The following is a 26,644-nucleotide window of genomic DNA, read 5'->3' as shown; positions in this document are numbered from 1 at the left end:
GGCACCAACGGCGGCTATGGCTATTCAGGCGCTGCAGTGTCCGCAAGTCAAAGGAATCAAAAATGTCCGTCGCTGACATCAACAAGCAAGACATCGTCAAAGATAACGGCCGCAGCGCCAACGACACGGGCAGCCCGGAAGTGCAAGTTGCACTGCTGACCGCTCGCATCAACGAACTGCAGCCGCACTTCAAGGCGCACATGAAGGATCACCACAGCCGTCGCGGCCTGCTCCGCATGGTGAGCCGTCGTCGCCGTCTGCTGGACTACCTCAAGAGCAAGGACGCTGACCGTTACACCGCCCTGGTTGCGAAGCTGGGTCTGCGTAAGTAATGGTGGGTATCACGCACTGCGCGTGATGAAAAGTGCCTGCGTCAGCGTGCTGATGCAGGCATTTTGTTTTTGGCGGCCGCGTTTGTGGCCGCACCGGGCAACCGGTAAGTGATGGCAGCCGGCCAGTTCAAGATGAAGCGGCTGCCATGGGACCGGGGGCGGCAGGAAGCAGGGCCTTGTGTCATTCCAGCGCAGCATTGATGCCAGCGCTGCGCTGGAATGGCATAAAACACACCTCTGCAACCGCACCGTCCTACGGAACGTGTTTGTCGCGGTGAGGCGCAATGAAGCGCGCCGCGAATACCGAACAGGAGATGCTATGACCATGTTCAATAAGGTCGTCAAAGAATTCCAATGGGGCGGCCATAAGGTCCGCATGGAGACGGGTGAGATTGCCCGTCAGGCGAGCGGCGCTGTGCTGCTCGACATGGACGACACCGTCGTGCTCGCCACCGTGGTGGGCGCCAAGAGCGCGAAGCCGGGCCAGGACTTCTTCCCGCTGACCGTCGATTACCTCGAGAAGACGTACGCCGCCGGCAAGATTCCGGTGGTTTCTTCAAGCGTGAAGGTCGTCCGTCGGAAAACGAAACGCTGACCTCGCGTCTGATCGATCGTCCGCTGCGTCCGCTGTTCCCGGAAGGCTTCTACAACGAAGTCCAGGTCGTGATCCACGTGCTGTCGATGAACCCGGAAGTGCCGGCTGACATTCCGGCGCTGGTGGCGGCTTCGGCTGCGCTGGCTGTGTCGGGCCTGCCGTTCAACGGCCCAGTGGGCGCTGCCCGCGTGGGTTACAAGGATGGCCAATACCTGCTGAACCCGAATCGTGCCCAACTCGCGCATTCGGAGTTGGACCTGGTTGTGGCCGGTACCGAGCGTGCCGTGCTGATGGTCGAATCGGAAGCGCAGCAGCTGTCGGAAGAGGTCATGCTGGGCGCCGTGGTGTACGGCCACGAGCAGATGCAGATCGCCATCAACGCGATCCACGAGCTGGTGCGCGACGGCGGTAAGCCCGAGTGGGATTGGCAAGCCGCTCCGAAGAACGAAGCGCTGGTCGCCAAGGTGTCCGAACTGGGCCTGGCCGATCTGCAAGCCGCTTACCAACTGCGCCAGAAGTCGGCTCGCAGCCAGAAGCTGAAGGAAGTCTACAAGTCGGTTGCGGCTAAGCTGGCCGAAGCCGGTGTGGAAGCCGACGGCGTGGAAGTCGACAACATCCTGTTCGAACTCGAATCGAAGATCGTCCGCGGCCAGATCCTGAACGGCGAGCCGCGTATCGACGGCCGCGACACCCGCACGGTGCGCCCGATCGAGATCCGTTCGTCGGTGCTGCCGCGTGCGCACGGCTCGGCCCTGTTCACGCGCGGTGAAACGCAAGCGCTGGTGGTGGCCACGCTCGGCACCAAGAGCGACGAGCAGATCATCGACGCGCTGCAAGGCGAATACCGTGATCGCTTCATGCTTCACTACAACATGCCGCCGTTCGCCACGGGCGAAACCGGCCGCGTGGGCAGCCCGAAGCGCCGTGAAGTCGGCCACGGTCGTCTGGCCAAGCGCGCGCTGATCCCGGTGCTGCCGAAGGACGACGAATTCGCTTACACGATCCGTCTGGTGTCGGAAATCACCGAGTCGAACGGCTCGTCGTCGATGGCTTCGGTGTGCGGCGGTTCGCTGGCACTGATGGATGCTGGCGTGCCCCTCAAGGCGCACGTGGCCGGCGTGGCCATGGGCCTGATCCTGGAAGACAACAAGTTCGCTGTGCTGACCGACATCCTGGGTGACGAAGATCACCTGGGCGACATGGACTTCAAGGTGGCGGGTACCGATGCCGGTATCACTGCGCTGCAGATGGACATCAAGGTGCAGGGCATCACCAAGGAAATCATGCAGGTCGCGCTGGCGCAAGCCAAGGAAGGCCGTCTGCACATCCTGGGCAAGATGCAGGCTGCCATGGGCGGCGCACGCACCGAGCTGTCGGAGCACGCTCCGCGCATGATCACCGTCAAGATCAACCCGGAGAAGATCCGCGACGTGATCGGCAAGGGCGGTTCGACCATCCAGGCGCTGACCAAGGAAACCGGCTGCACGATCGACATCCAGGAAGACGGCACGATCACCATCGCGTCGACTTCGTCGGAAGGCATGGCAGAAGCCAAGCGTCGCATCGAAGGCATCACGGCCGAAGCCGAAGTGGGCAAGATCTACAACGGCACGGTTCTGAAGCTGCTGGACTTCGGCGCGATCGTGAACATCCTGCCGGGCAAGGACGGTCTGCTGCACATCTCGGAAATCGCCAACGAGCGCGTGAACCAGGTTTCCGACTATGTGAAGGAAGGCCAGGCCGTGCGCGTGAAGCTGCTGAGCACTGACGAGAAGGGTCGCATGCGTCTGTCGATCAAGGCTGCCAAGGCTGAAGAAGGCGACGTGCCTGCCGCTGCACCGCAAGCCCCGGGTGCTGGCGACGCTGCCTCGCAACAACAGCAGCAACAACAGCAGTAAGCGAGCGGTTTTCGCCAAGGAAAAACGGCTGGACGATGTCCAGCCGTTTTTTTGTTTACACTGCGTCGCGAGTTCCCTCCCGTTGTCTCTTCGCGCCCCATCATGAGCCGCCTGTTCGAGCAAAACCGCATCGCCATCGTCTGGGATTTCGACAAGACGCTGATTCCGCGCTACATGCAAGTGCCGTTGTTCGACCGTTTCAATATCGCCGAGCAGGGTTTCTGGGACGAAGTGGCCGCGGGCGCGCGCGAAATCGAATCGCGCGGCCAGAAGGTCAACCAGGAAACGTTCTACCTCAACGTGCTGCTGCGCCATGTGCGCGACGGACGCATGGGTGGCCTCGACAACGCCACGCTGCGCGAACTGGGCGCTGAACTCGAATTTTTTCCCGGCGTGACCGATTTCTTCGAGCGCAGCAAGGCGTGGGTGCGCGACAACGCAGCCTACCAGGCGTTCGACATCAAGCTGGAACACTACATCGTCAGCACCGGCCTGACGGAGATGATCAAGGGTTCGCCCATCGCCCCATACATCGACGGGGTATGGGGCTGCGAATTCCTGGAGGCGCCCGATTCGAACGCAAATGGCAGGCCGGTCATCTCGGAAGTCATCTACGCCATCGACAACACCACCAAGACGCGGGCGCTGTTCGAGATCAACAAGGGCGTCAACAAGCACCCGGAAGCGGTGAGCGTGAATTCGTCGATTGCCGAGGACGAGCGCCGCGTGCCCTTCGCCAACATGATTTACGTGGCTGACGGGCCGAGCGATATTCCGGCGTTTTCGGTTGCCCGCAAGGGCGGCGGCCGGACGTATGCGGTCTACAACCCCGAGAGCCCTCGCTCATTCGAGCAGGCCGACAACTTGCGTGCCGATGATCGCGTCGACATGCTGGGCCCGGCCGACTATCGCGCCGGCTCGCCGACGGAGATGTGGCTCAAGTTGCATATCGGCAAGATTGCCGACGGCATCGTCCACGGCAAACAAGAAATCATGCGCGAGACGACGCGTGGCATTCCGCAGCACTTTGTCGAGCCCAAGCGCAGCGTCTCGTAACTCAAGCACTGCGTCTCAACCTCATTGATCCGATTCCCATGAAAGCGATTGAAATCACGCAATACGGTGGTCCCGAAGTGTTGCAGCTTGGCGAGCGGCCGATGCCGGAAGCCAAGGCGGGTGAAGTGCTGATCCGCGTGCGCGCTGCAGGCGTGAACCGGCCCGATGTGTTCCAGCGTACGGGCAACTACCCGGTGCCGCCCGGCGCCTCGGATATTCCGGGGCTTGAGGTTGCGGGCGAGATCGTCAGCGGAGATTTGGCGCACGCCGACAATCGCTACGGCTTGACGGTGGGCGATCGCGTCTGCGCGCTGGTGCAAGGCGGCGGCTATGCAGAGTTCTGCACGGCGCCGCTGGGCCAAGTGCTCCCGGTGCCGGCCGGCTTGTCCGATGTCGAGGCCGCTGCATTGCCCGAGAACTACTTCACCGTGTGGTCAAACGTATTCGACCGCGGCTTGCTGGGGCGGGGTGCGCACGGCGCCGATGAAACGCTGCTCGTGCAGGGCGGCTCCAGCGGCATCGGAACGACGGCGATTCAGATCGCCTCCGCATTGGGTCACCGCGTGTTTGCCACCGCCGGTAGCGCCGACAAGTGTGACGCCTGCGTCGAACTCGGCGCCACGCGCGCCATCAATTACAAGACCGAAGATTTCGCCGAAATCGTCAAGGCCGAGACTGGGCGCGGCGTCGACGTGGTGCTCGACATGGTCGGCGGCAGCTATGTCGCGCGCGAAATCGCCTGCACCGCCGACGACGGCCGCATCGTCTTGATTGCGCTGTTGGGCGGTGCCAAGGCCGAAGTGCCGCTCGGCGACATCCTGCGTCGGCGCATCACGCTGACGGGCTCGACGCTGCGGCCGCGCCCCGTGGCATTCAAGGCGGCCATCGCCGCCAATCTGTATGAAACGGTCTGGCCGTTGCTGTCGTCAGGGCGCATCAAGCCGGTCGTGCACGAGGTCATGCCGGCCGCGCAGGCGGCGCAGGCGCATGCCTTGATGGAATCGAGTGCCCATATCGGCAAGATCATGTTGGTTTGGGATTGACATCCAAGATGCCGAAATTGACCCTGTTTTTACCGCCACGGTAGAATGCCGGGTTTATTTGACAGTCGACCGGGCAAAACGTGAACGCAAGACCGAAGCTGGTGGTGGGCAACTGGAAGCTGCATGGCAGCCTGAGCGCGAACGCTGCGCTGCTTGACCAAATCAAGGCGGCAGGCAAAACCAACGCCACACTGGCTGTGTGTGCGCCGTTTCCGTACCTGGCTCAGTGCCAGTCCTTGCTCGCCGGTTCCGCAGTGGGCTGGGGGGCAGGACGTATCGGCTGAAACGCGGGGTGCCTTCACAGGCGAAGTCGCCGCATCGATGCTGTCGGAATTTGGCTGCGGCTACGTGATCGTCGGTCACTCCGAGCGTCGCTCGTACCACGGCGAAACCGATGCGCAAGTGGCGACCAAGGCGCTGCGTGCGCTCGAACACGGCATCACTCCGATCGTCTGCGTAGGCGAAACGCTGGCGCAACGCGAAGCGGGTGAGACCGAGCAGGTGGTCGCCAACCAGCTGGACGCGGTGCTGGAAGCGCTGTCGGTCGAACAGCTCGGTCGTATCGTCGTGGCGTACGAGCCGGTTTGGGCCATCGGCACGGGCAAGACCGCAACGAGCGAGCAGGCGCAGGCTGTGCACGCGTTCCTGCGCGCACGTGTTGCTGCCCGCGACGCTGGCGTGGCGCAGCGCATGGCGATTCTGTACGGCGGCAGCGTCAAGCCGGACAATGCTGGCGAGTTGTTTGCAATGGCGGACATCGATGGCGGCCTGATCGGCGGCGCATCGCTGAAGGCAGAAGATTTTCTGGCGATCGGTCGCGCATAAACGACGGATCGGGTCGCCATGTCTTCCATGTGCGACCGCAACATATTATTGAGAGAAACGAAATGGCAATTCTGAAAACTCTGCTGCTGGTTGCGCAAATTCTGAGCGCGCTCGGCGTGATCGGCCTGGTGCTGCTGCAACATGGCAAGGGCGCGGATGTTGGGGCGGCGTTTGGATCCGGCGCCTCAGGCAGCTTGTTTGGCGCGACGGGGTCGGCCAACTTCCTGTCGCGTACGACGGCCGTCCTGGCTACGGTCTTCTTCATTGCCACGCTGGCGTTGACGTTGATCGGCACCAGCAAGGGCAGCGTGTCGGCGGGTGTGATGGGTTCGGTTGCGCCTGTTACGTCCACGGCGTCAGCCCCTGCGGCTTCGGCTCCTGCCGCCGCGTCGGGTGCGGCTTCCGCACCCGCTGTCCCGAAGTAATTTGATGTAACGATGGCGGCGCGCCGTAGAGGTTTTCCGGCGTGTCGCGACGCATAAGATTTTTGTTTGTGCATTGAACAAAAGCGTTGCTTTGCGGTAGAATGCAAGGCTTGGAACAATACGGGAAACGGCAAGGGCGTTAAGTCTCAACCGGCTTCCTGATAGAGTTTCTTCCCCCAGCCGACGTGGTGAAATTGGTAGACACGCTATCTTGAGGGGGTAGTGGCGAAAGCTGTGCGAGTTCGAGTCTCGCCGTCGGCACCAATCAAATTCGGGGTCTGTTCAACGGGATGTTCCGCGCAGGCCCCTCCGCAAGACGACGCGCTGTCGAGGCGTCGTAAGGCTGCGGACCCGGCGCCTTCGATGGGGCGACAAGGCGCCGCCTGCGGGCAGTGCTGTTGCAACCATTCAAAAAGGCGGGCGTCCCTTGAACCTCGAAGCCTATTTCCCCGTACTGTTGTTCATCGTTGTCGGCGTGGGCCTTGGCCTTGCTCTGATGACCATCGGCCGAGTTCTCGGTCCGAACAATCCCGATCCTGACAAGCTCTCGCCGTACGAGTGCGGCTTCGAAGCATTCGAAGACGCGCGCATGAAGTTCGACGTGCGCTATTACCTCATCGCCATCCTGTTCATCCTGTTCGATCTGGAGACGGCGTTCCTTTTCCCTTGGGGCGTGGCGCTGCGCGAGATCGGCTGGCCGGGGTTCTTCGCGATGGGCGTGTTTCTTCTCGAGTTTCTCGTGGGCTTCGTCTACATCTGGAAAAAGGCGCGCTCGATTGGGAGTGATGTGAAATGGCGATCGAAGGCGTACTCAACGAAGGCTTTGTCACGACAACCGCTGACAAGCTGATCAACTGGACCCGTACTGGGTCCCTGTGGCCGATGACGTTCGGCTTGGCGTGCTGCGCTGTGGAAATGATGCACGCAGGCGCATCCCGTTACGACCTGGACCGTTTCGGCGTGGTGTTCCGTCCGTCGCCGCGTCAGTCCGACGTGATGATCGTGGCCGGCACGCTGTGCAACAAGATGGCCCCGGCGCTGCGTAAGGTGTACGACCAGATGGCCGAGCCTCGCTGGGTCATCTCGATGGGTTCGTGCGCGAACGGCGGTGGTTACTACCACTATTCGTATTCTGTCGTGCGCGGCTGTGATCGCATCGTGCCGGTCGACGTGTACGTGCCGGGCTGCCCGCCGACGGCCGAAGCGCTGATCTACGGCATCATCCAGTTGCAGGCCAAGATCCGTCGCACCAACACCATCGCGCGCAAGGCCTGACATGACCGAGAAGCTTGCCACCTTGAAGGCCGCGCTGGAAAAAGCGCTGGGTAATCGCGTTCAAAGCCTGATCGAGTCGATCGGCGAACTCACTCTCGTAGTGAAGGCTGCCGATTACTACGACGTCATGCACACGCTGCGCGACGATGTCTCGCTCAAATTCGAGCAACTGATCGACCTGTGTGGCGTCGATTATGCCGACTACGGCGACGGCGCCTGGAACGGCCCGCGTTTTGCCGCTGTGTCGCATCTGCTCTCGATCACGCACAACTGGCGCGTTCGCGTGCGCGTGTTCGCGCCGGATGACGACCTGCCCGTGGTGTCGTCAGTGACCACGATCTGGAATTCCGCCGATTGGTACGAGCGGGAAGCCTTCGACTTGTACGGACTCGTTTTCGAAGGCCATCCGGATCTGCGCCGCATCCTGACCGACTACGGCTTCATTGGCCATCCGTTCCGCAAGGACTTCCCGTGTCGGGTTACGTTGAAATGCGCTATGACCCGGTGCAGCGCCGCGTGGTCTACCAGCCGGTAACCATCGAGCCGCGCGAGATTACGCCGCGTGTGATCCGCGAGGATCAATACGGTGGTCTGAAGCACTGAAGGGCGCCCGATCATGGCAGATATCAAGAACTACACCCTGAACTTCGGTCCGCAACACCCGGCCGCACACGGCGTGCTGCGCCTTGTGCTTGAGCTGGACGGCGAAGTCATTCAACGTGCCGACCCGCACATTGGTCTGCTGCATCGCGCGACGGAAAAGCTCGCCGAACAGAAGACCTGGATTCAAAGCGTGCCGTACATGGACCGTCTCGACTACGTGTCGATGATGGTCAACGAGCACGCCTACGTGATGGCAATCGAGCGCCTGCTGGGTCTCGAGGTGCCGCTGCGCGCCCAGTACATCCGCGTCATGTTCGACGAGATCACGCGGATCATGAACCATCTGATGTGGATCGGTTCGCACGCGCTGGACGTGGGCGCCATGGCGGTGTTCCTGTACGCCTTCCGCGAGCGCGAAGATCTGTTCGATATGTACGAGGCGGTGTCAGGCGCGCGCATGCACGCAGCCTACTACCGTCCGGGCGGCGTGTATCGCGACCTGCCCGACACGATGCCGCAATACAAGGCATCCAAGGTGCGCAACGAGAAGGCACTGGCTGCGCTGAATGAAGCGCGTTCGGGTTCGCTGCTGGACTTCATCGAAGACTTCACCAACCGCTTCCCGACGTACGTTGACGAATACGAAACGCTGCTGACGGACAACCGGATTTGGAAGCAGCGCCTGGTTGGCATCGGCGTGGTGAGTCCGGAGCGTGCACTGAACAAGGGCTTCTCCGGTGCGATGCTGCGTGGTTCTGGCATCGAATGGGACGTGCGCAAGAAGCAGCCGTACGAGGTGTACGACCGCATCGATTTCGATATCCCGGTCGGCGTGAACGGCGATTGCTACGACCGTTATCTGGTGCGCGTGGAAGAGATGCGTCAGAGCAATCGCATCATCCGTCAGTGCATTGAGTGGCTGCGCAAGAACCCGGGCCCGGTGATCACCGATAACCACAAGGTGGCGCCGCCGTCGCGCGTGGACATGAAGACCAACATGGAAGAGCTGATTCACCACTTCAAGCTCTTCACCGAAGGTATGCATGTGCCAGAAGGCGAGGCGTATGCCGCCGTTGAGCACCCGAAGGGCGAGTTCGGCATCTATGCCATCTCCGACGGCGCCAACAAACCGTACCGCCTGAAGATCCGCGCCCCAGGCTTCGTTCATCTGGCCGCGCTCGACGAAATGGCGAAGGGTCACATGATCGCCGATGCGGTGACGATCATCGGTACGCAAGACATCGTGTTTGGCGAGATCGATCGCTGAACCCGCAGGAAACAACGGTTTGACGCGCAGGCAAGCGCGGCTGTGAAACGAGGACGCACGCCGGGGTAAGGCAGTCAGGTAATACGCCCCGCGTCCCGCACCAATCGCAACGAACATGCTATCAGCAGAAGCTCTCAAGGAAATCGACCGGGCGGTCGCGAAATATCCCGCCGACCAGAAGCAGTCCGCCGTGATGGCGGCGCTGGCGGTCGCGCAGAGCGAGAAAGGCTGGGTCTCGCCCGAAGTCATGCAGTTCGTGGCCGAGTACCTCGAAATGCCGCCGGTGTGGGTCGAGGAAGTGGCGACGTTCTACAACATGTACGACACCAAGCCGGTCGGCCGATTCAAGCTGTCGGTGTGCACGAACTTGCCGTGCGCGCTGTCCGGCGGCGAACGTGCTGCCGACTACCTGAAGAAGAAGCTGGGCATCGGTTTCAACGAGACCACGGCCGACGGCAACTTCACGCTGAAGGAAGGCGAGTGCATGGGCGCGTGCGGTGATGCACCGGTCATGATCGTCAACAACACCCACATGTGCAGCTTCATGAGCAACGAGAAGCTCGACGCGCTGATCGCCGACCTCCAGTCGAAGGCGCCGACCACCGGAGCAGGCAAGTAAATGACCTCCCTGCACGATCGACATATCCAGCCGTTGATTCTCGCCGGTCTGAACGGCGACAACTGGCACCTCGAAGATTACGTCAAGCGTGGCGGCTATCAACAGCTCAAGCGCATCCTTACCGAGAAGATCACCCCCGAGCAAGTCATTGCCGACGTGAAAGCCTCGGGCCTCCGCGGCCGTGGCGGTGCAGGCTTCCCCACCGGCCTGAAGTGGAGCTTCATGCCGCGCCAGTTCCCGGGCCAGAAATACCTGGTCTGCAACACGGATGAAGGCGAGCCGGGCACGTTCAAGGATCGCGACATCATCCGTTACAACCCGCACGCGCTGATCGAAGGTATGGCCATCGGCGGCTACGCGATGGGCATCACCGTGGGGTACAACTACATCCACGGCGAGATCTGGAACGAATACAAGATCTTCGAACAGGCACTGGAAGAGGCGCGCGCTGCGGGCTTCCTCGGTGACAACATCCTGGGCTCCGGCTTCAACTTTCAGCTGCATGCGCACCATGGCTATGGCGCGTACATCTGCGGTGAAGAAACCGCACTGCTCGAGTCGCTGGAAGGCAAGAAGGGCCAGCCGCGTTTCAAGCCGCCGTTCCCGGCGAGCTTTGGCCTGTACGGCAAGCCGACCACCATCAATAACACCGAAACCTTTGCCGCGGTGCCGTTCCTGCTGGCCATCGGTCCGGATAACTACTTGAAGATGGGCAAGCCGAACAACGGCGGCTCGAAGATCTTCTCTGTGTCCGGCGACGTGGAGCGTCCGGGCAACTACGAGATTCCGCTCGGTACGCCGTTCTCCAAGCTGCTGGAGCTCGCCGGCGGCATGCGCGGTGGCAAGAAGCTCAAGGCTGTGATCCCGGGTGGATCGTCGGCGCCGGTGGTGCCGGCTGATCTGATGATGGCCTCCGACATGGACTACGACTCGATCGCCAAGGCGGGTTCGATGCTCGGCTCGGGCGCCGTCATCGTGATGGACGAAACGCGCTGCATGGTGAAGTCGCTGCTGCGTCTGTCGTATTTCTATTACGAAGAGTCGTGCGGCCAGTGCACGCCGTGCCGTGAGGGCACCGGCTGGCTGTACCGCGTCGTCGATCGCATCGAGCACGGCAAGGGCCGCCAGGAAGATCTGGACCTGCTGAACAACGTGGCTGAAAACATCATGGGCCGGACCATTTGCGCGCTCGGCGATGCCGCCGCGATGCCGGTCCGCGGCATGCTCAAGCACTACTGGGACGAGTTCGCGTATCACGTCGAACACAAGCAGTGCATGGTGCCCACCTACATTTAAGCGTGGCAGAACATGGTTGAAATCGAAATCGATGGCAAGAAGGTCGAGGTTGCTGAAGGCAGCCTGGTGATGGAGGCGGCTCGCCAGACGGGCACCTACATTCCTCACTTCTGCTATCACCGCAAACTGTCTGTCGCGGCCAACTGCCGGATGTGCCTGGTCGAGGTCGAGAAGGCGCCCAAGGCGCTGCCGGCCTGCGCCACGCCCGTCACCGCGGGCATGAAGGTCTTCACGAATTCCGAGAAGGCGGTGAAGGCGCAGAAGTCCGTGATGGAGTTCCTGCTGATCAACCACCCGCTGGATTGCCCGATCTGCGATCAGGGCGGCGAGTGCCAGTTGCAGGACTTGGCTGTGGGTTACGGCAAGTCTGAATCGCGCTACCAGGAAGAAAAGCGTGTGGTGTTCCACAAGAATGTGGGCCCGCTGATCTCCATGGAAGAGATGACGCGCTGCATTCACTGCACGCGCTGCGTCCGTTTCGGTCAGGAAATTGCCGGCGTGATGGAACTGGGCATGCTCAATCGCGGCGAGCATTCCGAGATCACGACGTTTGTCGGTCAGACTGTTGACTCCGAGTTGTCGGGCAACATGATCGACCTGTGCCCCGTTGGCGCGCTGACCAGCAAGCCGTTCCGCTATTCGGCCCGTACGTGGGAACTGGCACGCCGCAAGTCGGTGTCGCCGCACGATGGCCTGGGCGCCAACGTGATCGTCCAGACAAAGAATCAGCGCGTGATGCGCGTTCTGCCGCTGGACAACGAAGCCATCAACGAATGCTGGCTGTCTGACAAGGACCGCTTCGCCTATGAAGGCGTGAACAGCGACGACCGCCTGACCCAGCCGATGCTCAAGCAAGGCGGTCAGTGGAACGCGGTCGACTGGACCACCGCGCTGGAATACGTGGCCAACGGCCTCAATGAGATCAAGCGTGATCACGGTGCCGAGCAGATCGGTGCACTGGCAAGCCCGCACAGCACGCTGGAAGAACTCTTCCTGTTGCAAAAGCTGGTGCGCGGCATTGGCAGCGACAACGTCGATTTCCGTCTGCGTCAGTCCGATTTCTCGGTCAAGCCGACGGGCGCTCCGTGGCTCGGCATGCCGATCGCCGACGTGTCGCTGCTGCAGCGTACGCTGATCGTAGGCTCTTTCTTGCGCAAGGATCACCCGCTGCTGGCCGCGCGTCTGCGTCAGGCAGGCAAGAAGGGTGCGCAACTGAGCGTGATTGGCGCAGGTGGCGAAGATTTGCTGATGCCTGCTACGCAGTTGCTGGGCGCGCCGTCGCAATGGCTGTCGCTGCTGTCGCAAGTTGCGGTGGCGGTGGCGGCTGCCAACAACGTTGCCCGCCCGGGTGGCACCGATAGCATCGAAGCCGGTGACGTTGCGAAGCGCATCGCTGCAAGCCTGGCGTCGGGAGAACGTAAGGCTGTGTTCCTCGGTAACGCTGCTGTGGCGCATCCGCAGTTCTCGCAACTGCATGCGCTGGCCCAGTGGGTGGCGCAGCAGACCGGCGCGACGCTGGGTTTCCTGACGGAAGCGGCCAACACCGTGGGCGGCTACATTGCCGGTGCGTTGCCGCAAGGCAATGGTCTGGACGCCGCCGCCATGCTGGCGCAACCGCGTCGCGCTTACGTGCTGCTGGGCGCTGAGCCGGAATTCGATACTGCGAACCCCGTGCAGGCCCGTGCCGCACTGGACCAGGCTGACACCGTGATCGTGCTCGCTCCGTTTGCTTCCCGCGCTGCACTCGAGTACGCAGATGTGCTGCTGCCGACGGCTCCGTTCACGGAAACCTCGGGCACGTTCATCAACTGCGAAGGCCTGCCACAAAGCTTCAACGGCGTTGTGCGCGGCCTGGGCGATTCGCGTCCCGCCTGGAAGGTTCTGCGCGTGCTGGGCAACCTGCTGAACGTCCCGGGCTTCGAATACGACAGCTCGGAAGTGGTGCGCGACGAGGTGCTGGCCAAGCCGGTCAGCGAGCGTTTGTCGAACGCGACGACCGCACAGACCGCCGCGCCTGCTGCCGCTGCGGCAGGCATCGAACGTCTGGCCGATGTGCCGATCTACCACGCCGACCCGATCGTGCGTCGTGCGGGCTCCCTGCAACTGACGGCTGCAGCACGCGCCGCAGTGCGCGCTGGCGTGCCGGCAGATCTCTATGCACAGCTGGGCCTGGTCAATGGTGATGCCGTGCGCGTGACGCAAGGGCAGACCAGTGTGGTGCTACCGGCAGTGCTGGACAAGTCACTGGCTTCCGGCGTGATCCGTGTGCCCACCGCGACCGAGGCGTCGGCGCAGCTGGGGGCCATGTTCGGTGCGGTAAGCGTTGAGAAGGTTGAATCGTCCGCGCTGGCGGCTACGGTGTAAGGGTCAACATGATCGAGTCGATTACTTCTTTCGGTACCGCCACCTTCGGTGGGTGGTGGCCGCTGATCTGGACGCTGGTCCGTGCGGTCTGCATCATTCTGCCGCTGCTGCTGTGCGTGGCTTACCTGATCCTGTGGGAGCGCAAGCTCATCGGCTGGATGCACGTGCGTCTGGGCCCGAACCGTGTGGGCCCGATGGGCCTGCTGCAGCCGATTGCCGACGTGCTGAAGCTGCTGCTCAAGGAAGTCATGGTGCCGAGCGCTGTCAGCCGTGGCATGTACATCATTGCGCCGCTGATGGTGCTGATGCCCGCTGTTGCGATCTGGGCGGTGATTCCGTTCCAGGCCGAGGCGATGGTGTCGAACATCAACGCCGGCCTGCTGTACGTGATGGCGATCAGCTCTGTAGGCGTGTACGGCGTGATTCTGGCGGGCTGGGCTTCGAACTCGAAGTACGCGTTCCTCGGTGCGATGCGTGCCTCGGCACAGATGATTTCGTACGAAATCGCGATGGGCTTCGCGCTTGTGACGGTGCTGATGGTGACGGGCAGCCTGAACCTGTCGGACATCGTCAACTCGCAGAACCGCGGTTTCTTTGCGGGTCACGGCATCAACATTCTCTCGTGGAACTGGCTGCCGCTGCTGCCGATGTTCGGCGTCTACTTCATCTCGGGTGTGGCTGAAACGAACCGCCACCCGTTCGATGTGGTGGAAGGCGAATCCGAAATCGTGGCCGGCCACATGATCGAGTACTCGGGCATGGCGTTCGCGCTGTTCTTCCTGGCCGAGTACATCAACATGATCGTGATCTCGGCGCTGACCGCAACGCTGTTCCTGGGCGGCTGGGCGTCGCCGATCGACGCCCCGGTCCTCAACTGGATTCCGGGCTTCTTCTGGCTGCTGATCAAGGTTTTCCTGCTGCTGTCGGTCTTCATCTGGCTGCGCGCATCGTTCCCGCGTTATCGCTATGACCAGATCATGCGTCTGGGCTGGAAGATCTTCATTCCGCTCACTGTGGGCTGGCTTGTCGTCGTCGCCATCTGGTTGGTGTCGCCGTGGAACATCTGGAAGTAACGGGACAATAGGAAGGCACCATGTTGCTTGCCATCAAGGAATTCTTTAACAGCCTGCTCCTGAAGGAACTCTTCAAGGGCCTAGCGCTGACCGGGCGCTATCTGTTCGCGCGCAAGATCACTGTTCTCTTTCCGGAAGAGAAGACGCCGCTGTCGCCGCGCTTTCGCGGTCTGCATGCACTGCGTCGCTATCCGAACGGCGAAGAACGCTGCATCGCTTGCAAACTGTGCGAAGCCGTGTGCCCAGCCCTGGCCATCACGATCGAGTCGGATCAGCGCGACGACGGCACCCGCCGCACCACGCGCTATGACATCGACCTGACCAAATGCATTTTCTGCGGCTTCTGTGAAGAGGCTTGCCCGGTGGACGCCATCGTCGAGACGCACATCCTGGAATACCACGGTGAAAAGCGCGGCGACCTGTATTTCACCAAAGACATGCTGCTGGCCGTGGGTGATCGCTTCGAGCCGGAAATTGCGGCCAATAAGGCGGCCGACGCAAAGTACCGCTGATTCAAGACGTCCGCCGTGCAGCTGGAGTTGGCGGGCGTTGCAGTTGACATCCCGGTTGGACAACGGCTCTTCGAGAGCCAACCAGTTGCGGTGGCGTCAGGCCATCGCGGCTTCGGACAAGCGCGTGCCGCAAAACGGCCCGTGCCAGGATCATGGAAATCACGACGATCATCTTCTACTGTTTCGCGCTCGTGCTGGTGCTCGCAGCGCTGAAGGTCATCACCGCGAAGAACCCGGTGCACGCGGCGCTGTTCCTCGTGCTCTCGTTCTTCACCGCGGCGGCGATCTGGATGCTGCTCAAGGCGGAATTTCTCGCCATCACGCTGGTGCTGGTCTACGTTGGGGCGGTGATGGTGCTGTTCCTGTTCGTGGTGATGATGATCGATATCGACATCGAACACCTGCGACGCGATTTCTGGACCTATGTGCCGATGGCAGCCTTCGTCGGCGTGGTCATCATCCTGGAAATGGCTGTCGTGCTGACCAAGACCTTCATGGGACGTGTGCAGCCCGTGCAGGAGCTGCCGAAGGGCTTTACCGGCCCGAACACGCAAGCGCTCGGGAAGCTCATCTACACCGATTACATCTATGCCTTTGAAGTGGCCGGCGCGGTGCTGCTGCTGGCGATTGTCGCCGCCGTGGCCCTGACCGCTCGCCGTCGCAAGGACACCAAGGCACAGAACGTGTCCGATCAAATCCGCGTGAAGCGCAAGGACCGCGTGCGTCTGGTCTCGATGCCGGCGGAAAAGTCGGCTGGCGCAGCTTCGGCTGAATCCAAGAGCTGAGCCCCGGGAGAACCCATATGTCTTCGCTATCCCTTGCCCATTACCTCGTGCTCGGCGCGGTGCTGTTTGCCATCAGCATCGTCGGCATCTTCCTGAACCGCAAGAACGTCATCGTGCTGCTGATGGCGATCGAACTGATGCTGCTGGCGGTCAACCTGAACTTCGTCGCGTTCTCCCACTACTTGGGCGATCTGGCGGGGCAGGTGTTCGTGTTTTTCATCCTGACGGTGGCCGCGGCGGAATCCGCGATTGGTCTCGCCATCCTGGTGGTGCTGTTCCGTAATCTGGACACCATCAACGTCGACGATCTGGACAGCCTCAAGGGCTGACCTCCGCATCCACCTATAAGAAGCGTTCCATGGCTACCACGCTCAATCCCAACCTGCTGCTGGCGATTCCGCTCGCGCCGCTGGCCGGCGCAGCGATCGCCGGGCTGTTCGGCACCAAGTTCTTTGGCGAGAAGATCGGCCGCACGGCATCCCACAGCGTCACCATCCTCGGTGTTGCGATCGCCTTCATCCTGTCGGCGCTGACGTTGTCCGACGTCATCAATGGTGCCGGCTACAACGGCACCGTCTATGAGTGGATGACGGTCGGCTCGCTGAAGATGGAAGTCGGCTTCCTCATCGATTCGCTCACGGCGATGATGATGTGCGTGGTGACCTTTGTCTCCCTGATGGTGCACATCTACACCATCGGCTACATGGCGGAAGACGACGGTTACAACCGGTTCTTCGCGTACATCTCGCTGTTCACGTTCTCGATGTTGATGCTCGTGATGAGCAACAACTTCCTGCAGCTGTTCTTCGGCTGGGAAGCGGTGGGTCTGGTGTCGTACCTCCTGATCGGCTTCTGGTTCAAGCGTCCGACGGCCATCTACGCCAACATGAAGGCGTTCCTGGTCAACCGCGTGGGCGACTTTGGGTTCGTGCTCGGTATCGGCCTGCTGCTGGCGTACAGCGGTAGCCTGAGCTACGCCGACGTGTTCGCCGCCCGCGACAACCTGGCCACGATCGGCTTCCCGGGCACTGACTGGCACATGCTGACGGTCGCCTGCATCTGCCTGTTCATCGGTGCGATGGGTAAGTCCGCACAGTTCCCGCTGCATGTGTGGCTGCCGGACTCGATGGAAGGCCCGACCCCGATTTCCGCACTGATTCACGCGGCCACCATGGTGACGGCCGGTATCTTCATGGTCGCACGCATGTCGCCGCTATTCGAGCTGTCGGACACCGCGCTGTCGTTCGTGCTGATCATCGGCGCCATCACCGCGCTGTTCATGGGCTTCCTGGGCATCATCCAGACCGACATCAAACGTGTGGTGGCGTACTCCACGCTGTCTCAGCTGGGCTACATGACCGTCGCGCTAGGTGCATCGGCATACCAAGTGGCCGTGTTCCACCTGATGACGCACGCCTTCTTTAAGGCGCTGCTGTTCCTGGGTGCCGGCTCGGTCATCATCGGCATGCACCACGATCAGGACATGCGCAACATGGGCGGCCTGCGCAAGTACATGCCAATCACGTGGCTGACTTCGCTGGTGGGTTCCTTGGCGCTGATCGGCACGCCGTTCTTCTCGGGCTTCTATTCCAAGGACTCGATCATCGAAGCGGTGCGTGAATCGCACCTGCCGGGCGCGGGCTTCGCCTACTGGGCCGTGCTGGCGGGCGTGTTCGTGACCGCGTTCTACTCGTTCCGCATGTACTTCCTGGTGTTCCACGGTGAAGAGCGTTTCGGCAAGGCCCACGCCCACCACGACCATCATGAAGAGGAAGAAGGTGATCACGACCATCACCATGGTCTGGCGCCCGGTCAAAAACCGCACGAGTCGCCGTGGGTGGTGACGGTGCCGCTGGTGCTCTTGGCGATCCCGTCGATCATCATCGGTGCAATGGCGATCCAGCCGATGCTGTTCGGCGAGTTCTTCAAGCACGGTGTGGTGTTCTCGGAAGTCATCTTCAACAGCGAAAACCATGAAGCCATGAAGGTGCTGGCCGAAGACTTCCACGGCTGGGTGGCGATGGCGCTGCACGGCTTCACGTCGGCACCGTTCATTCTGTTGGTGTCGGGTGTTGTGCTGTCGTGGTTCTTCTACTTGAAGCGTCCGGATATTCCGGCGGCGATCGCCAAGCGTTTCTCCGGTGTCTACAAGCTGCTGGACAACAAGTACTACATGGACAAGATCAACGAGATCGTCTTTGCCAACGGTGCGGTCAAGTTCGGCCGCGGCCTGTGGAAGGGCGGCGATCAAGGTGTGATCGACGGTGTTGTCGTCAACGGCAGCGCGCGTCTGGTGGGCTGGTTCGCGACTGTCGTGCGCCTGCTCCAGTCCGGCTTCATCTATGACTATGCGTTCGCGATGATCATCGGCACGGTTGGGCTGCTGACGTATTTCGTGTTCCTGGCAGGCAAATAAGGGATTACAAAAATGGTTCTGTCTTTTGCGATCTGGCTGCCGATCTTCTTCGGCGTGCTGGTGCTGGCCTCGGGCTCAGACCGCAATCCCGGTTATGTCCGCTGGATGTCGCTGATCGGCTCGCTGATCAGCTTTGTGATGACGTTGCCGCTGATCACGCGTTTCGACAAGACGACGGCTGCGATGCAGTTCGTCGAGAAGTCGTCGTGGATCGAGCGCTTCCACATCAGCTACTACTTGGGTGTCGACGGCATTTCGATGTGGTTCGTGGTGCTGACCGCGTTCATCACTGTCATCGTCGTCATCGCCGCCTGGGAAGTGATTACCGAGCGCGTGGCGCAGTACATGGCTGCGTTCCTGATTCTCTCGGGTCTGATGATCGGCGTATTTGCGTCGCTCGACGGTCTGCTGTTCTACGTATTCTTCGAAGCCACGCTGATCCCGATGTACATCATCATCGGTGTATGGGGCGGCCCGAACCGCGTCTATGCAGCGTTCAAGTTCTTCCTGTACACGCTGCTGGGCTCGCTGCTGACGCTGGTTGCGCTGCTGTACCTGTATTTCCACAGCGGCACGTTCGAAATCCTGCAGTGGCATCAGGTCAAGCTCTCGATGAACGAGCAGATCCTGATCTTCCTGGCCTTCTTTATGGCCTTTGCCGTGAAGGTGCCGATGTGGCCGGTGCACACCTGGCTGCCGGATGCCCACGTGGAAGCGCCGACCGGCGGTTCGGTGGTGCTGGCTGCGATCATGCTGAAGCTGGGCGCCTACGGTTTCCTGCGGTTCTCGCTGCCGATCGCGCCGGATGCCAGCCATAGCCTGTCCGCGTTCATCATCGCGATTTCGCTGGTTGCCGTGATCTACATCGGTCTGGTGGCGCTCGTGCAGGCCGACATGAAGAAGCTGGTCGCGTATTCCTCGATCGCGCACATGGGCTTCGTCACGCTGGGCTTCTTCATCTTCAACGAGATCGGTGTGGAGGGCGCTATCGTCCAGATGATCTCGCACGGCTTCGTCTCGGGTGCGATGTTCCTGTGCATCGGCGTGCTGTACGACCGGGTGCACTCGCGTCAGATCGCCGATTACGGCGGTGTGGTGAACACGATGCCGAAGTTCGCGGCGCTGTCGGTCTTCTTTGCGATGGCAAACTGCGGCCTGCCGGCAACCTCGGGTTTCGTCGGCGAGTTCATGGTCATCTTGGGTTCCGTGAAATTCAACTTCTGGATTGGCCTGTTGGCTGCGACGGCGCTGATCTTTGGCGCAGCGTATTCGCTGTGGATGGTCAAGCGCGTGATCTTCGGTGATGTGACGCACAAGCATGTGGCTGAGCTGAAGGACCTGAATTGCCGCGAGTTCTTCATGCTGGGCGTGCTCGCGATCGCCACCCTGTACATGGGCCTGTATCCGAAGCCCTTCACCGATGTCATGCATGCGTCCGTGGTCAATCTGCTGACCCACGTGGCTCAGTCGAAGCTGTAAGCAGCGAGAAGAAACTATGCAATCGTCCTCCTCTATTGCGGCTTTTGCCCCAATCGTTTTTCTCGCGCTGGGCATTGGTGCCGTCAACTGGATTGACTTGGCACGTGGCCAGAAACGAAGCAGCGTGGCGTATCCGGTTTCGTTGGTGATTACGCTGGTGCTGGCCGTTTGGTTCGCGTTGAACGCCGCGAACGGTGAGACGCACTACGTCTTCGGCAACATGGCCGTGATCGATCCGATGGCCAACGTGCTGGCGTCGTTCTGTGCGCTGACCTTGTTTGCCACGCTGGTGTACACGCGCCGCTATCTCGCCGACCGCGACATGTATGCGGGTGAGTTCTACATGTTCGCCCTGTTTACACTGGGCGGTCAGGTGGTGATGATCACCGGCAACAACTTCCTCGTGCTCTATCTGGGCCTGGAACTGCTGTCGCTGGCGTCGTACACGCTGGTAGCGCTGCGTCGCCGTTCGGACGTGTCGTCCGAATCGGCCATGAAGTACTTCATCCTCGGCGCACTGGCATCGGGCCTGCTGCTGTACGGCATGTCGATGCTGTACGGCGCGACCGGCTCGCTGGAACTGGGCAAGGTGTTTGACGCCATCAAGAACGGTGAGATCAACAAGACGATCCTCGTGTTTGGCGTGGTGTTCATTGTTGCTGGCCTGGGCTTCAAGCTTGGCGTGGCACCGTTCCACATGTGGGTCCCCGACGTGTACCAGGGCTCGCCGACGGCTGTGACACTGTTGATTGCCGGCGCACCGAAGGTGGCTGCATTCGCGATGACGCTGCGTATCTTGGTGGAGGGCCTGCTGCCGCTGGCGTTCGACTGGCAGAACATGTTGATCGTGCTGGCCGTCGTGTCGCTGGCCATCGGCAATATCACGGGCGTTGTGCAGACTAACTTCAAGCGACTGCTGGGCTATTCGACGGTCTCCCACATGGGCTTCCTGCTGCTGGGTCTGGTATCGGGCGTCAGCTCTGGCAAGCCGGATTTGACGGCCCAGGCCTACAGCGCGTCGATGTTCTATGCCATTACCTACGTGCTGACCGCACTGGGCGCGTTCGGCATCATCCTGCTGCTGTCCCGTAAGGGCTACGAGGCAGAGGACATTGCGGACCTGAAAGGCTTGTCGAAAAAGAGCCCGTGGTTTGCGCTGCTGATGCTGTTCATCATGATGTCGCTGGCGGGCCTGCCGCCGACGGTCGGCTTCTACGCCAAGCTGTCGGTGCTGGGCGCAGTGGTCGATGCGGGCATGTCGTGGCTGGCCGTTGTGGCGGTGCTGTTCTCGCTCGTGGGCGCGTTCTACTACCTGCGTGTCATCAAGGTCATGTACTTCGACGTGCCGGCTGACGAAGGCCCTGTGGAAGCCACCTTCGGCCTGCGCTCGCTGCTGTCGATCAATGGCTTGCTGGTGTTGTTGCTCGGTATCTTCCCGGCCGGGCTGATGGCCGTGTGCTATCAGGCGATCCGCCTGACGCTGGCTTCGTAACACGCCGAGCGTCATGAGCACGTCGACGGGCGGCCTGTTTGTCATCGTGTTGGCACTGATCTGTGCCAACCTGCCGTTCGTCAACCAACGCGTGCTGGCACTGGTGCCGGCGCGCTGGCCGCGCAAGCCGTTCTGGCTGCGCGGCACCGAGCTGATTGCCATGTATGTTGTGGTTGGGCTGATCGGCTTCGGTATTGAATCGAGCCAGGGCAATGCGTTTGCGCAAGGCTGGCAGTTCTACGCGATCACCGCATGCCTGATGCTGGTGTTCGCGTTCCCGGCTTTACGTGGCAATACCTGGTTCGCCATCCCCGCGAATCCCGTTAATTCCCGCCGGGCAGGTTCCCGCTGTCTCGGCATGAGAGAGCGCCATGTCCGATCACACCCCGCCGAACGAAACCTCTGAGACTGCGCAGGACTCGGACGCCGGCCTGCGCGAGACGCAGGTGGCCTCTGCGCTGATGCACCAGGGCAAATTCCTCACGCTCAAGCAGGACATCGTCCGTCTGCCGGACGGCCGAAATGCCAGCCGCGAATATCTGGTTCATCCCGGTGCGGTGATGATGATTCCGCTGTTCGACGATGGCACCGTGCTCATGGAGCGCCAGTTTCGCTATCCAGTCGACAGGGTGATGATCGAGTTTCCAGCCGGCAAGCTCGACCCGCAGGAAGGCGCGCTGGCATGCGGCAAGCGCGAACTGCGGGAGGAAACAGGCTACACGGCCGAGCGCTGGGACTACCTCACACGCATCCACCCGGTCATTTCGTATTCCACTGAATTCATCGACATTTATCTTGCCCGGGATCTGAAGCAAGGCGAAGCGATGCTCGATGAAGGCGAATTTCTCGAGACTTTTGTCACCTCGGCTGGTCAGCTTATCGATTGGGTGCGCGATGGCAAAATTTCGGATGTGAAGACCATCATCGGCACGTTCTGGCTCGAGAAGATTCTGTCCGGAGCCTGGACCCCAGGTGCAGCCTGAGCCGCTTGCTGCTCTCGCTTGATCGCACGATTTTGCTGTCTTCGCTACCATGGCGAACGGTCGTGCGAAAAAATTAGCACGACCGTTCACAAATTTTTGAATCGGGGATACACTCATCCCCATGCGCTGGACCGATCATGAAAGTGTTGGACCTCCGCTGTGCCAATGACCATCGCTTCGAAGGCTGGTTCGGCTCCGATGCCGATCTGCAATCGCAGCAAGAGCGCGGGCTATTGACGTGCCCTGTTTGCGGCCACAACGAGGTTGAGCGCTTGCCGAGTGCGCCGCGCCTGAATCTGTCGTCGTCTCGTACGGAGACCGCCCACAAGAGCGGCGCCGGCAAGGCGGCCGAAGGCGAGGGCAGTGCGCCCGCAACCCTGCAACAGCTTTACCTGAAAGCCGTCCGCCATGTCCTTGCCAATACCGAGGACGTCGGTGAGCGGTTTGCAGAAGAGGCGCGCCGCATGCACTACAACGAGGCGCCGGAGCGGGGCATTCGCGGGACGACGTCTCGGGAGGAAGCGCAGGAACTGGCAGAGGAAGGCATCGACGTGATGCCGCTGCTGGTGCCCGACGCGCTGAAGCAGCCCGTGCACTAGCAGCCCCGATTCAGGTCCGCGCCGGTCCGACAGAACGTTCTTCACCGATTTGCCACGGTGGGGAGCCAACCACAGGAGACAGGCATGGATCTGAATTACTCGGCGGCCGATGATGCGTTCCGCCAGGAAGTCCGCGGCTGGCTGGAAGCCAATCTTCCCAAGGACATCCAGGACAAGGTGTTGAACCACCGCCGCCTGAGCCGCGACGATTTCGTCCGCTGGCACAAGGCGCTCGCAGCGAAGGGCTGGTCGGTACCGCACTGGCCGGTCGAGTGGGGCGGCACCGGCTGGTCCCCTATCCAAAAACACATCTGGGACGAAGAGTGCGCGCAGGTCGGCGCGCCTGGCGTGCTGCCGTTCGGCGTCAGCATGGTCGCGCCCGTGATCATGAAGTACGGCAATGAAGCGCAGAAGCGTTACTTCCTGCCGCGCATCGTTGATTGCACCGACTGGTGGTGCCAGGGCTATTCGGAGCCGGGGTCCGGGTCCGATCTGGCCTCGGTGAAGACGCGTGCTGTGCGCGAAGGCGATCACTACATCGTCAACGGCCAGAAGACCTGGACGACGCTCGGCCAACACGCCGACATGATCTTCTGCCTCGTCCGCACCGACCCCGATGCGAAGAAGCAAGAAGGCATCTCGTTCCTGCTGATCGACATGAAGACGCCGGGCATTACCGTGCGCCCGATCATCATGCTGGACGAAGAGCACGAGGTGAACGAGGTCTTCTTCGACAACGTCAAGGTGCCTGTCCAGAACCTGATCGGTGATGAGAACCGCGGATGGACGTACGCCAAATACCTACTCGGCCACGAGCGTACGGGCATTGCTCGTGTGGGCAATTCCAAGCGCGAATTGGCGTTCCTCAAGCGCGTTGCCAAGCAACACCAGAAGAATGGCAAGCCGCTGCTGCAGGACCCGGTATTCGGCGCCAAGGTGGCGTCGTTGGAAATCGAACTGCTGGCGCTGGAGATGACGGTGCTGCGCGTGGTGTCGAGCGAGAACGCCGGCAAGGGCCCCGGGCCCGAGGCGTCGCTGCTCAAGATCAAGGGCACGCAGATCCAGCAGATGCTGACCGAGCTGATGGTCGAGGCCGTGGGGCCGTATGCCCAGCCGTTCGATCCGAGCTACCTTGAAGGCGACACCTCGCAGGCCGTGACGGGCGACAACGATGCCGCCCCGCTCGCGCCGTATTACTTCAACTATCGCAAGACCTCGATCTACGGCGGGTCGAACGAAATCCAGCGCAACATCATCTCGCAGATGATCCTTGGCGTCTGAGCAGAACGGCGACAGAACACATAGCGGAGACAAACATGGATTTCTCGTTCACCGACGAACAGAAGCAACTGGCCGATGCGGTGCGCCGCTTCATCGAGAAGGACTACAGCTTTGAGGCGCGCAACAAGGTCGTGTATTCGCCGGAAGGTGTGTCGCAGGGCCACTGGGATGCACTGGCCGAACTGGGCCTGACCGCGCTGCCGGTGCCTGAAGCACAAGGCGGTTTTGATGGCCGCGCGATGGACCTGCTGGTGGTGATGCAGGAACTGGGCCGCGGCCTGGTGGTGGAGCCGTATCAGGCCACCGTGCTGGGCGCCCAGGCCCTGAAGCTTGCGGGCGGTCAGGAAGCGCTGCTGGAAGAAGTCGCTGGCGGCGCTGTGAAGCTGGCCATTGCATTCGGCGAGCGCCAATCGCGTTACGAGCTGTTCAACGTCACCACGCGCGCTACGCAGCAGGGCGCCGGTTGGACGCTTGCCGGCGAGAAGGCGGTTGTGGTGCATGGCGCGCAGGCGGACAAGCTGATCGTCTCGGCGCGCACGGGCGGCGAAGCGCGCGATACATCGGGCCTGTCGCTCTTCGTGGTTGATCGCGATGCCGCTGGCCTGACGGTCAAGGACTACCGCACGATCGACAACCTGCACGCTGCGGACATCCGCTTCGACAACGCGTCGGCAACGCTGCTGGGCAAGGCCGGCGAAGCGTGGGAGACCATCGATGCCGTCGCCGATCTTGGCTGCGTGCTGTTGTGCGCTGAAGCGATCGGTCTGATCGATGCGCTGAACGCCGCCACGCTGGAGTACACCAAGACCCGCCAGCAGTTTGGCGTGCCCATCGCGCGCTTCCAGGCGCTGCAGCACCGCATGGTCGACATGTTCATCCATGGCGAGCAGGCGCGTTCGATCACGTATCTTGCGGCTGCCCACTTTGAAGATGGCGATGTCGAGGCGCGCCGCCGCTATGTGTCGGCGGCCAAGGCACGTGTCGGCCAGGCTGCGCGTGATGTTGGCCAGGAAGCGGTGCAGTTGCACGGCGGCATGGGCGTGACGAACGAACTGCCGGCCGCACATATGTTCAAGCGGCTGACGATGATCAACACGACGCTGGGTGATGTGGATCACCACCTGGCACGCTTCGCATCGCTGCCCGGCTTCCAGCAGGCGGCGTAACGGCAAACCTGAACGCCCCGCATTCGTGCGGGGCGTTGTCATTTGGAGGAGACGATATGGCTGAGAACCAAAGGGCAGAAGCAACGCTACCGTACGAGTTTTACTTCGACGATTTCGAGGTCGGCCGCACGCTGCAGATGGGCACCTACACCGTCACCGAAGAGGAGATCCTGACCTTTGCGCGGCAGTACGATCCGCAGCCGTTCCACATCGATGCAGAGGCCGCCAAGCACAGCATCTACGGCGGCATTATTTCGAGCGGCTGGATGACCTGCTCGATCATGATGCGGCTGATGGTGACCGGCTTTCTGGGCAAGGCAGCCAGCATGGGCTCGCCGGGCGTGGATGAAATCCGCTGGATGAAGCCGGTGTATCCGGGCGACACGCTGTCGGTGTCGAGCACGTGCATGGAAGTGCGTCCGTCGCAGTCGAAGCCGGACCGCGGCGTGGCGGTCAACCGCTGGGAGGCGCGCAACCAGCGCGGCGAACTCGTCTGCACGGTCACGGGCATGGGCTTGTTTGGCCGACGCCCGAAGGCTTGATGACACCTCATCGCATCACAACAAGGAGACAACCCAGATGCGCATCATCGAATCGCTCGACGAGCTGAAAGGTTTGATCGGCCAGGAAGTTGCCGTGAGCGACTGGACCGAGATCACGCAGCAACAGGTGAATCTCTTTGCCGAGGCCACGGGCGATCACCAGTGGATTCACGTGGATGTGGAGCGTGCCAAGCGTGAGTCGCCGTTTGGCGCACCCGTGGCGCACGGTTTTCTGACGCTGTCGCTGCTGCCGATGCTGATGGCCAATGCGATCGAGATGTCCGACGTGAAGATGGGCGTGAACTACGGCCTGAACAAGGTTCGCTTTACGGCGCCGGTGCCGGTCGGCAGCCGCGTGCGCGCTCGCGTGAAGCTGGTCGAAATGGAAGCGCTGCCGCCGCTGCCCAACGCCCCCGCGTTGACCGGCGCACAGATGACCTGGGCCGTGACCATCGAGCGAGAGGGGCAGGAGCGCCCCGTGTGCGTGGCCGAATCGATTTCGCGCCGCTATTCCTGAGTCCCGTTCTTCGCAAGGCTCCGAGGCCGGCGCAATGCCGGCCTTTCTTTTTGCATCGGTTTGCCCTTGCGCCCCGCTTGTTTTGTGCTTGTCGTCTTGCGCCCCAAGCAGGCGCATTCCGATGAGCAAATGCGCTGAGTTGGCGCGGCTTTGGCACCGTTTTGGCGCGAATTTCCCTTCGAATGAGCCAAATGCGATGGC

General features: G+C 61.5%; 22 protein-coding genes, 1 tRNA gene and 5 pseudogenes. All 28 read left to right on the top strand.

What is annotated here, in order from left to right; all coding sequences use genetic code 11:
- Window positions 1–62: 62 nt before the first annotated feature.
- Window positions 63–332, top strand: coding sequence for a 30S ribosomal protein S15 (gene rpsO, locus OWR21_RS01345; RefSeq protein ID WP_004630822.1), 270 nt, complete (start codon window positions 63–65; stop codon window positions 330–332).
- Between the two features lie 319 nt (window positions 333–651).
- Window positions 652–2,825 (top strand): annotated as a pseudogene (pnp, locus tag OWR21_RS01340) (polyribonucleotide nucleotidyltransferase).
- Between the two features lie 102 nt (window positions 2,826–2,927).
- Window positions 2,928–3,881 carry an HAD family hydrolase gene (locus tag OWR21_RS01335; RefSeq protein WP_147217682.1) on the top strand — a complete coding sequence of 318 codons (954 nt, stop codon included), beginning with the start codon at window positions 2,928–2,930 and terminating at the stop codon, window positions 3,879–3,881.
- Window positions 3,882–3,919: 38 nt separating this feature from the next.
- Window positions 3,920–4,924, top strand: a complete 1,005-nt coding sequence (locus OWR21_RS01330; RefSeq protein ID WP_332394430.1) for an NAD(P)H-quinone oxidoreductase — start codon at window positions 3,920–3,922, stop codon at window positions 4,922–4,924.
- Window positions 4,925–5,004: 80 nt separating this feature from the next.
- Window positions 5,005–5,749, top strand: a pseudogene (tpiA, locus tag OWR21_RS01325) (triose-phosphate isomerase).
- Window positions 5,750–5,811: 62 nt separating this feature from the next.
- A complete protein-coding gene (gene secG, locus OWR21_RS01320) occupies window positions 5,812–6,174 on the top strand; it encodes a preprotein translocase subunit SecG (protein ID WP_147217688.1) in 363 nt (120 codons plus the stop codon).
- A 179-nt stretch (window positions 6,175–6,353) separates the two neighbouring features.
- Window positions 6,354–6,438 (top strand) — tRNA-Leu (locus tag OWR21_RS01315).
- A gap of 163 nt (window positions 6,439–6,601) precedes the next feature.
- Window positions 6,602–6,960, top strand: a pseudogene (locus OWR21_RS01310) (NADH-quinone oxidoreductase subunit A).
- Window positions 6,961–6,966: 6 nt separating this feature from the next.
- The gene (locus OWR21_RS01305) at window positions 6,967–7,449 is read left to right on the top strand and encodes a NuoB/complex I 20 kDa subunit family protein (protein ID WP_004630808.1); all 483 of its coding nucleotides are present in this window, start codon (window positions 6,967–6,969) and stop codon (window positions 7,447–7,449) included.
- Between the two features lies 1 nt (window position 7,450).
- Window positions 7,451–8,052 (top strand): annotated as a pseudogene (locus tag OWR21_RS01300) (NADH-quinone oxidoreductase subunit C).
- A 13-nt stretch (window positions 8,053–8,065) separates the two neighbouring features.
- The gene (locus OWR21_RS01295) at window positions 8,066–9,319 is read left to right on the top strand and encodes an NADH-quinone oxidoreductase subunit D (RefSeq protein WP_316899424.1); all 1,254 of its coding nucleotides are present in this window, start codon (window positions 8,066–8,068) and stop codon (window positions 9,317–9,319) included.
- A 115-nt stretch (window positions 9,320–9,434) separates the two neighbouring features.
- Window positions 9,435–9,938: an NADH-quinone oxidoreductase subunit NuoE gene (nuoE, locus tag OWR21_RS01290; protein WP_045206189.1), complete on the top strand. Its 504-nt coding sequence runs from the start codon at window positions 9,435–9,437 to the stop codon at window positions 9,936–9,938.
- Window positions 9,939–11,234: an NADH-quinone oxidoreductase subunit NuoF gene (gene nuoF / locus OWR21_RS01285; RefSeq protein WP_065858872.1), complete on the top strand. Its 1,296-nt coding sequence runs from the start codon at window positions 9,939–9,941 to the stop codon at window positions 11,232–11,234.
- 12 nt (window positions 11,235–11,246) lie between these two features.
- Complete coding sequence (gene nuoG / locus OWR21_RS01280) at window positions 11,247–13,598, top strand: NADH-quinone oxidoreductase subunit NuoG (protein WP_332394429.1); 2,352 nt, start codon at window positions 11,247–11,249, stop codon at window positions 13,596–13,598.
- An 8-nt stretch (window positions 13,599–13,606) separates the two neighbouring features.
- Window positions 13,607–14,671: an NADH-quinone oxidoreductase subunit NuoH gene (gene nuoH, locus OWR21_RS01275; RefSeq protein ID WP_009241059.1), complete on the top strand. Its 1,065-nt coding sequence runs from the start codon at window positions 13,607–13,609 to the stop codon at window positions 14,669–14,671.
- Between the two features lie 20 nt (window positions 14,672–14,691).
- Window positions 14,692–15,183, top strand: a complete 492-nt coding sequence (nuoI, locus tag OWR21_RS01270) for an NADH-quinone oxidoreductase subunit NuoI (RefSeq protein WP_003261939.1) — start codon at window positions 14,692–14,694, stop codon at window positions 15,181–15,183.
- A gap of 152 nt (window positions 15,184–15,335) precedes the next feature.
- Window positions 15,336–15,968: an NADH-quinone oxidoreductase subunit J gene (locus tag OWR21_RS01265; RefSeq protein WP_027681035.1), complete on the top strand. Its 633-nt coding sequence runs from the start codon at window positions 15,336–15,338 to the stop codon at window positions 15,966–15,968.
- A 17-nt stretch (window positions 15,969–15,985) separates the two neighbouring features.
- Window positions 15,986–16,297: an NADH-quinone oxidoreductase subunit NuoK gene (gene nuoK / locus OWR21_RS01260; RefSeq protein WP_004630788.1), complete on the top strand. Its 312-nt coding sequence runs from the start codon at window positions 15,986–15,988 to the stop codon at window positions 16,295–16,297.
- 29 nt (window positions 16,298–16,326) lie between these two features.
- The gene (gene nuoL, locus OWR21_RS01255) at window positions 16,327–18,384 is read left to right on the top strand and encodes an NADH-quinone oxidoreductase subunit L (RefSeq protein WP_332394428.1); all 2,058 of its coding nucleotides are present in this window, start codon (window positions 16,327–16,329) and stop codon (window positions 18,382–18,384) included.
- Between the two features lie 12 nt (window positions 18,385–18,396).
- Window positions 18,397–19,863: an NADH-quinone oxidoreductase subunit M gene (locus tag OWR21_RS01250; RefSeq protein ID WP_332394427.1), complete on the top strand. Its 1,467-nt coding sequence runs from the start codon at window positions 18,397–18,399 to the stop codon at window positions 19,861–19,863.
- A gap of 16 nt (window positions 19,864–19,879) precedes the next feature.
- Complete coding sequence (nuoN, locus tag OWR21_RS01245) at window positions 19,880–21,355, top strand: NADH-quinone oxidoreductase subunit NuoN (protein WP_316873300.1); 1,476 nt, start codon at window positions 19,880–19,882, stop codon at window positions 21,353–21,355.
- Window positions 21,356–21,368: 13 nt separating this feature from the next.
- Window positions 21,369–21,682, top strand: a pseudogene (locus OWR21_RS01240) (DUF2818 family protein).
- A 44-nt stretch (window positions 21,683–21,726) separates the two neighbouring features.
- A complete protein-coding gene (locus OWR21_RS01235) occupies window positions 21,727–22,338 on the top strand; it encodes an NUDIX domain-containing protein (protein ID WP_102066403.1) in 612 nt (203 codons plus the stop codon).
- A 137-nt stretch (window positions 22,339–22,475) separates the two neighbouring features.
- A complete protein-coding gene (locus tag OWR21_RS01230; protein WP_316889522.1) occupies window positions 22,476–22,937 on the top strand; it encodes a DUF1178 family protein in 462 nt (153 codons plus the stop codon).
- Window positions 22,938–23,021: 84 nt separating this feature from the next.
- A complete protein-coding gene (locus OWR21_RS01225; RefSeq protein WP_147217702.1) occupies window positions 23,022–24,218 on the top strand; it encodes an acyl-CoA dehydrogenase family protein in 1,197 nt (398 codons plus the stop codon).
- Window positions 24,219–24,253: 35 nt separating this feature from the next.
- Complete coding sequence (locus OWR21_RS01220; RefSeq protein ID WP_332394426.1) at window positions 24,254–25,384, top strand: acyl-CoA dehydrogenase family protein; 1,131 nt, start codon at window positions 24,254–24,256, stop codon at window positions 25,382–25,384.
- A gap of 56 nt (window positions 25,385–25,440) precedes the next feature.
- Window positions 25,441–25,926, top strand: coding sequence for a MaoC family dehydratase (locus OWR21_RS01215; protein WP_147217705.1), 486 nt, complete (start codon window positions 25,441–25,443; stop codon window positions 25,924–25,926).
- A 37-nt stretch (window positions 25,927–25,963) separates the two neighbouring features.
- The gene (locus OWR21_RS01210; protein WP_092969588.1) at window positions 25,964–26,443 is read left to right on the top strand and encodes a MaoC family dehydratase; all 480 of its coding nucleotides are present in this window, start codon (window positions 25,964–25,966) and stop codon (window positions 26,441–26,443) included.
- The last annotated feature ends 201 nt before the right edge of the window (window positions 26,444–26,644 follow it).

This window comes from Ralstonia sp. 1B3 (assembly GCF_036631435.1).
This window is presented reverse-complemented; position numbering and strand designations above follow the sequence as displayed.

What these genes read in the sequence shown, in the direction of transcription:
- OWR21_RS01305 (WP_004630808.1), top strand. Translation starts at nt 6,967, where the DNA reads ATGGCGATCGAAGGCGTACTCAACGAAGGCTTTGTCACGACAACCGCT.
- OWR21_RS01210 (WP_092969588.1), top strand. Translation starts at nt 25,964, where the DNA reads ATGCGCATCATCGAATCGCTCGACGAGCTGAAAGGTTTGATCGGCCAG.
- OWR21_RS01235 (WP_102066403.1), top strand. Translation starts at nt 21,727, where the DNA reads ATGTCCGATCACACCCCGCCGAACGAAACCTCTGAGACTGCGCAGGAC.
- nuoK (WP_004630788.1), top strand. Translation starts at nt 15,986, where the DNA reads ATGTCTTCGCTATCCCTTGCCCATTACCTCGTGCTCGGCGCGGTGCTG.
- nuoH (WP_009241059.1), top strand. Translation starts at nt 13,607, where the DNA reads ATGATCGAGTCGATTACTTCTTTCGGTACCGCCACCTTCGGTGGGTGG.
- OWR21_RS01225 (WP_147217702.1), top strand. Translation starts at nt 23,022, where the DNA reads ATGGATCTGAATTACTCGGCGGCCGATGATGCGTTCCGCCAGGAAGTC.
- nuoL (WP_332394428.1), top strand. Translation starts at nt 16,327, where the DNA reads ATGGCTACCACGCTCAATCCCAACCTGCTGCTGGCGATTCCGCTCGCG.
- nuoN (WP_316873300.1), top strand. Translation starts at nt 19,880, where the DNA reads ATGCAATCGTCCTCCTCTATTGCGGCTTTTGCCCCAATCGTTTTTCTC.
- secG (WP_147217688.1), top strand. Translation starts at nt 5,812, where the DNA reads ATGGCAATTCTGAAAACTCTGCTGCTGGTTGCGCAAATTCTGAGCGCG.
- rpsO (WP_004630822.1), top strand. Translation starts at nt 63, where the DNA reads ATGTCCGTCGCTGACATCAACAAGCAAGACATCGTCAAAGATAACGGC.
- OWR21_RS01215 (WP_147217705.1), top strand. Translation starts at nt 25,441, where the DNA reads ATGGCTGAGAACCAAAGGGCAGAAGCAACGCTACCGTACGAGTTTTAC.
- OWR21_RS01295 (WP_316899424.1), top strand. Translation starts at nt 8,066, where the DNA reads ATGGCAGATATCAAGAACTACACCCTGAACTTCGGTCCGCAACACCCG.
- nuoI (WP_003261939.1), top strand. Translation starts at nt 14,692, where the DNA reads ATGTTGCTTGCCATCAAGGAATTCTTTAACAGCCTGCTCCTGAAGGAA.
- nuoG (WP_332394429.1), top strand. Translation starts at nt 11,247, where the DNA reads ATGGTTGAAATCGAAATCGATGGCAAGAAGGTCGAGGTTGCTGAAGGC.
- OWR21_RS01265 (WP_027681035.1), top strand. Translation starts at nt 15,336, where the DNA reads ATGGAAATCACGACGATCATCTTCTACTGTTTCGCGCTCGTGCTGGTG.
- OWR21_RS01230 (WP_316889522.1), top strand. Translation starts at nt 22,476, where the DNA reads ATGAAAGTGTTGGACCTCCGCTGTGCCAATGACCATCGCTTCGAAGGC.
- OWR21_RS01250 (WP_332394427.1), top strand. Translation starts at nt 18,397, where the DNA reads ATGGTTCTGTCTTTTGCGATCTGGCTGCCGATCTTCTTCGGCGTGCTG.
- OWR21_RS01220 (WP_332394426.1), top strand. Translation starts at nt 24,254, where the DNA reads ATGGATTTCTCGTTCACCGACGAACAGAAGCAACTGGCCGATGCGGTG.
- nuoF (WP_065858872.1), top strand. Translation starts at nt 9,939, where the DNA reads ATGACCTCCCTGCACGATCGACATATCCAGCCGTTGATTCTCGCCGGT.
- nuoE (WP_045206189.1), top strand. Translation starts at nt 9,435, where the DNA reads ATGCTATCAGCAGAAGCTCTCAAGGAAATCGACCGGGCGGTCGCGAAA.
- OWR21_RS01330 (WP_332394430.1), top strand. Translation starts at nt 3,920, where the DNA reads ATGAAAGCGATTGAAATCACGCAATACGGTGGTCCCGAAGTGTTGCAG.
- OWR21_RS01335 (WP_147217682.1), top strand. Translation starts at nt 2,928, where the DNA reads ATGAGCCGCCTGTTCGAGCAAAACCGCATCGCCATCGTCTGGGATTTC.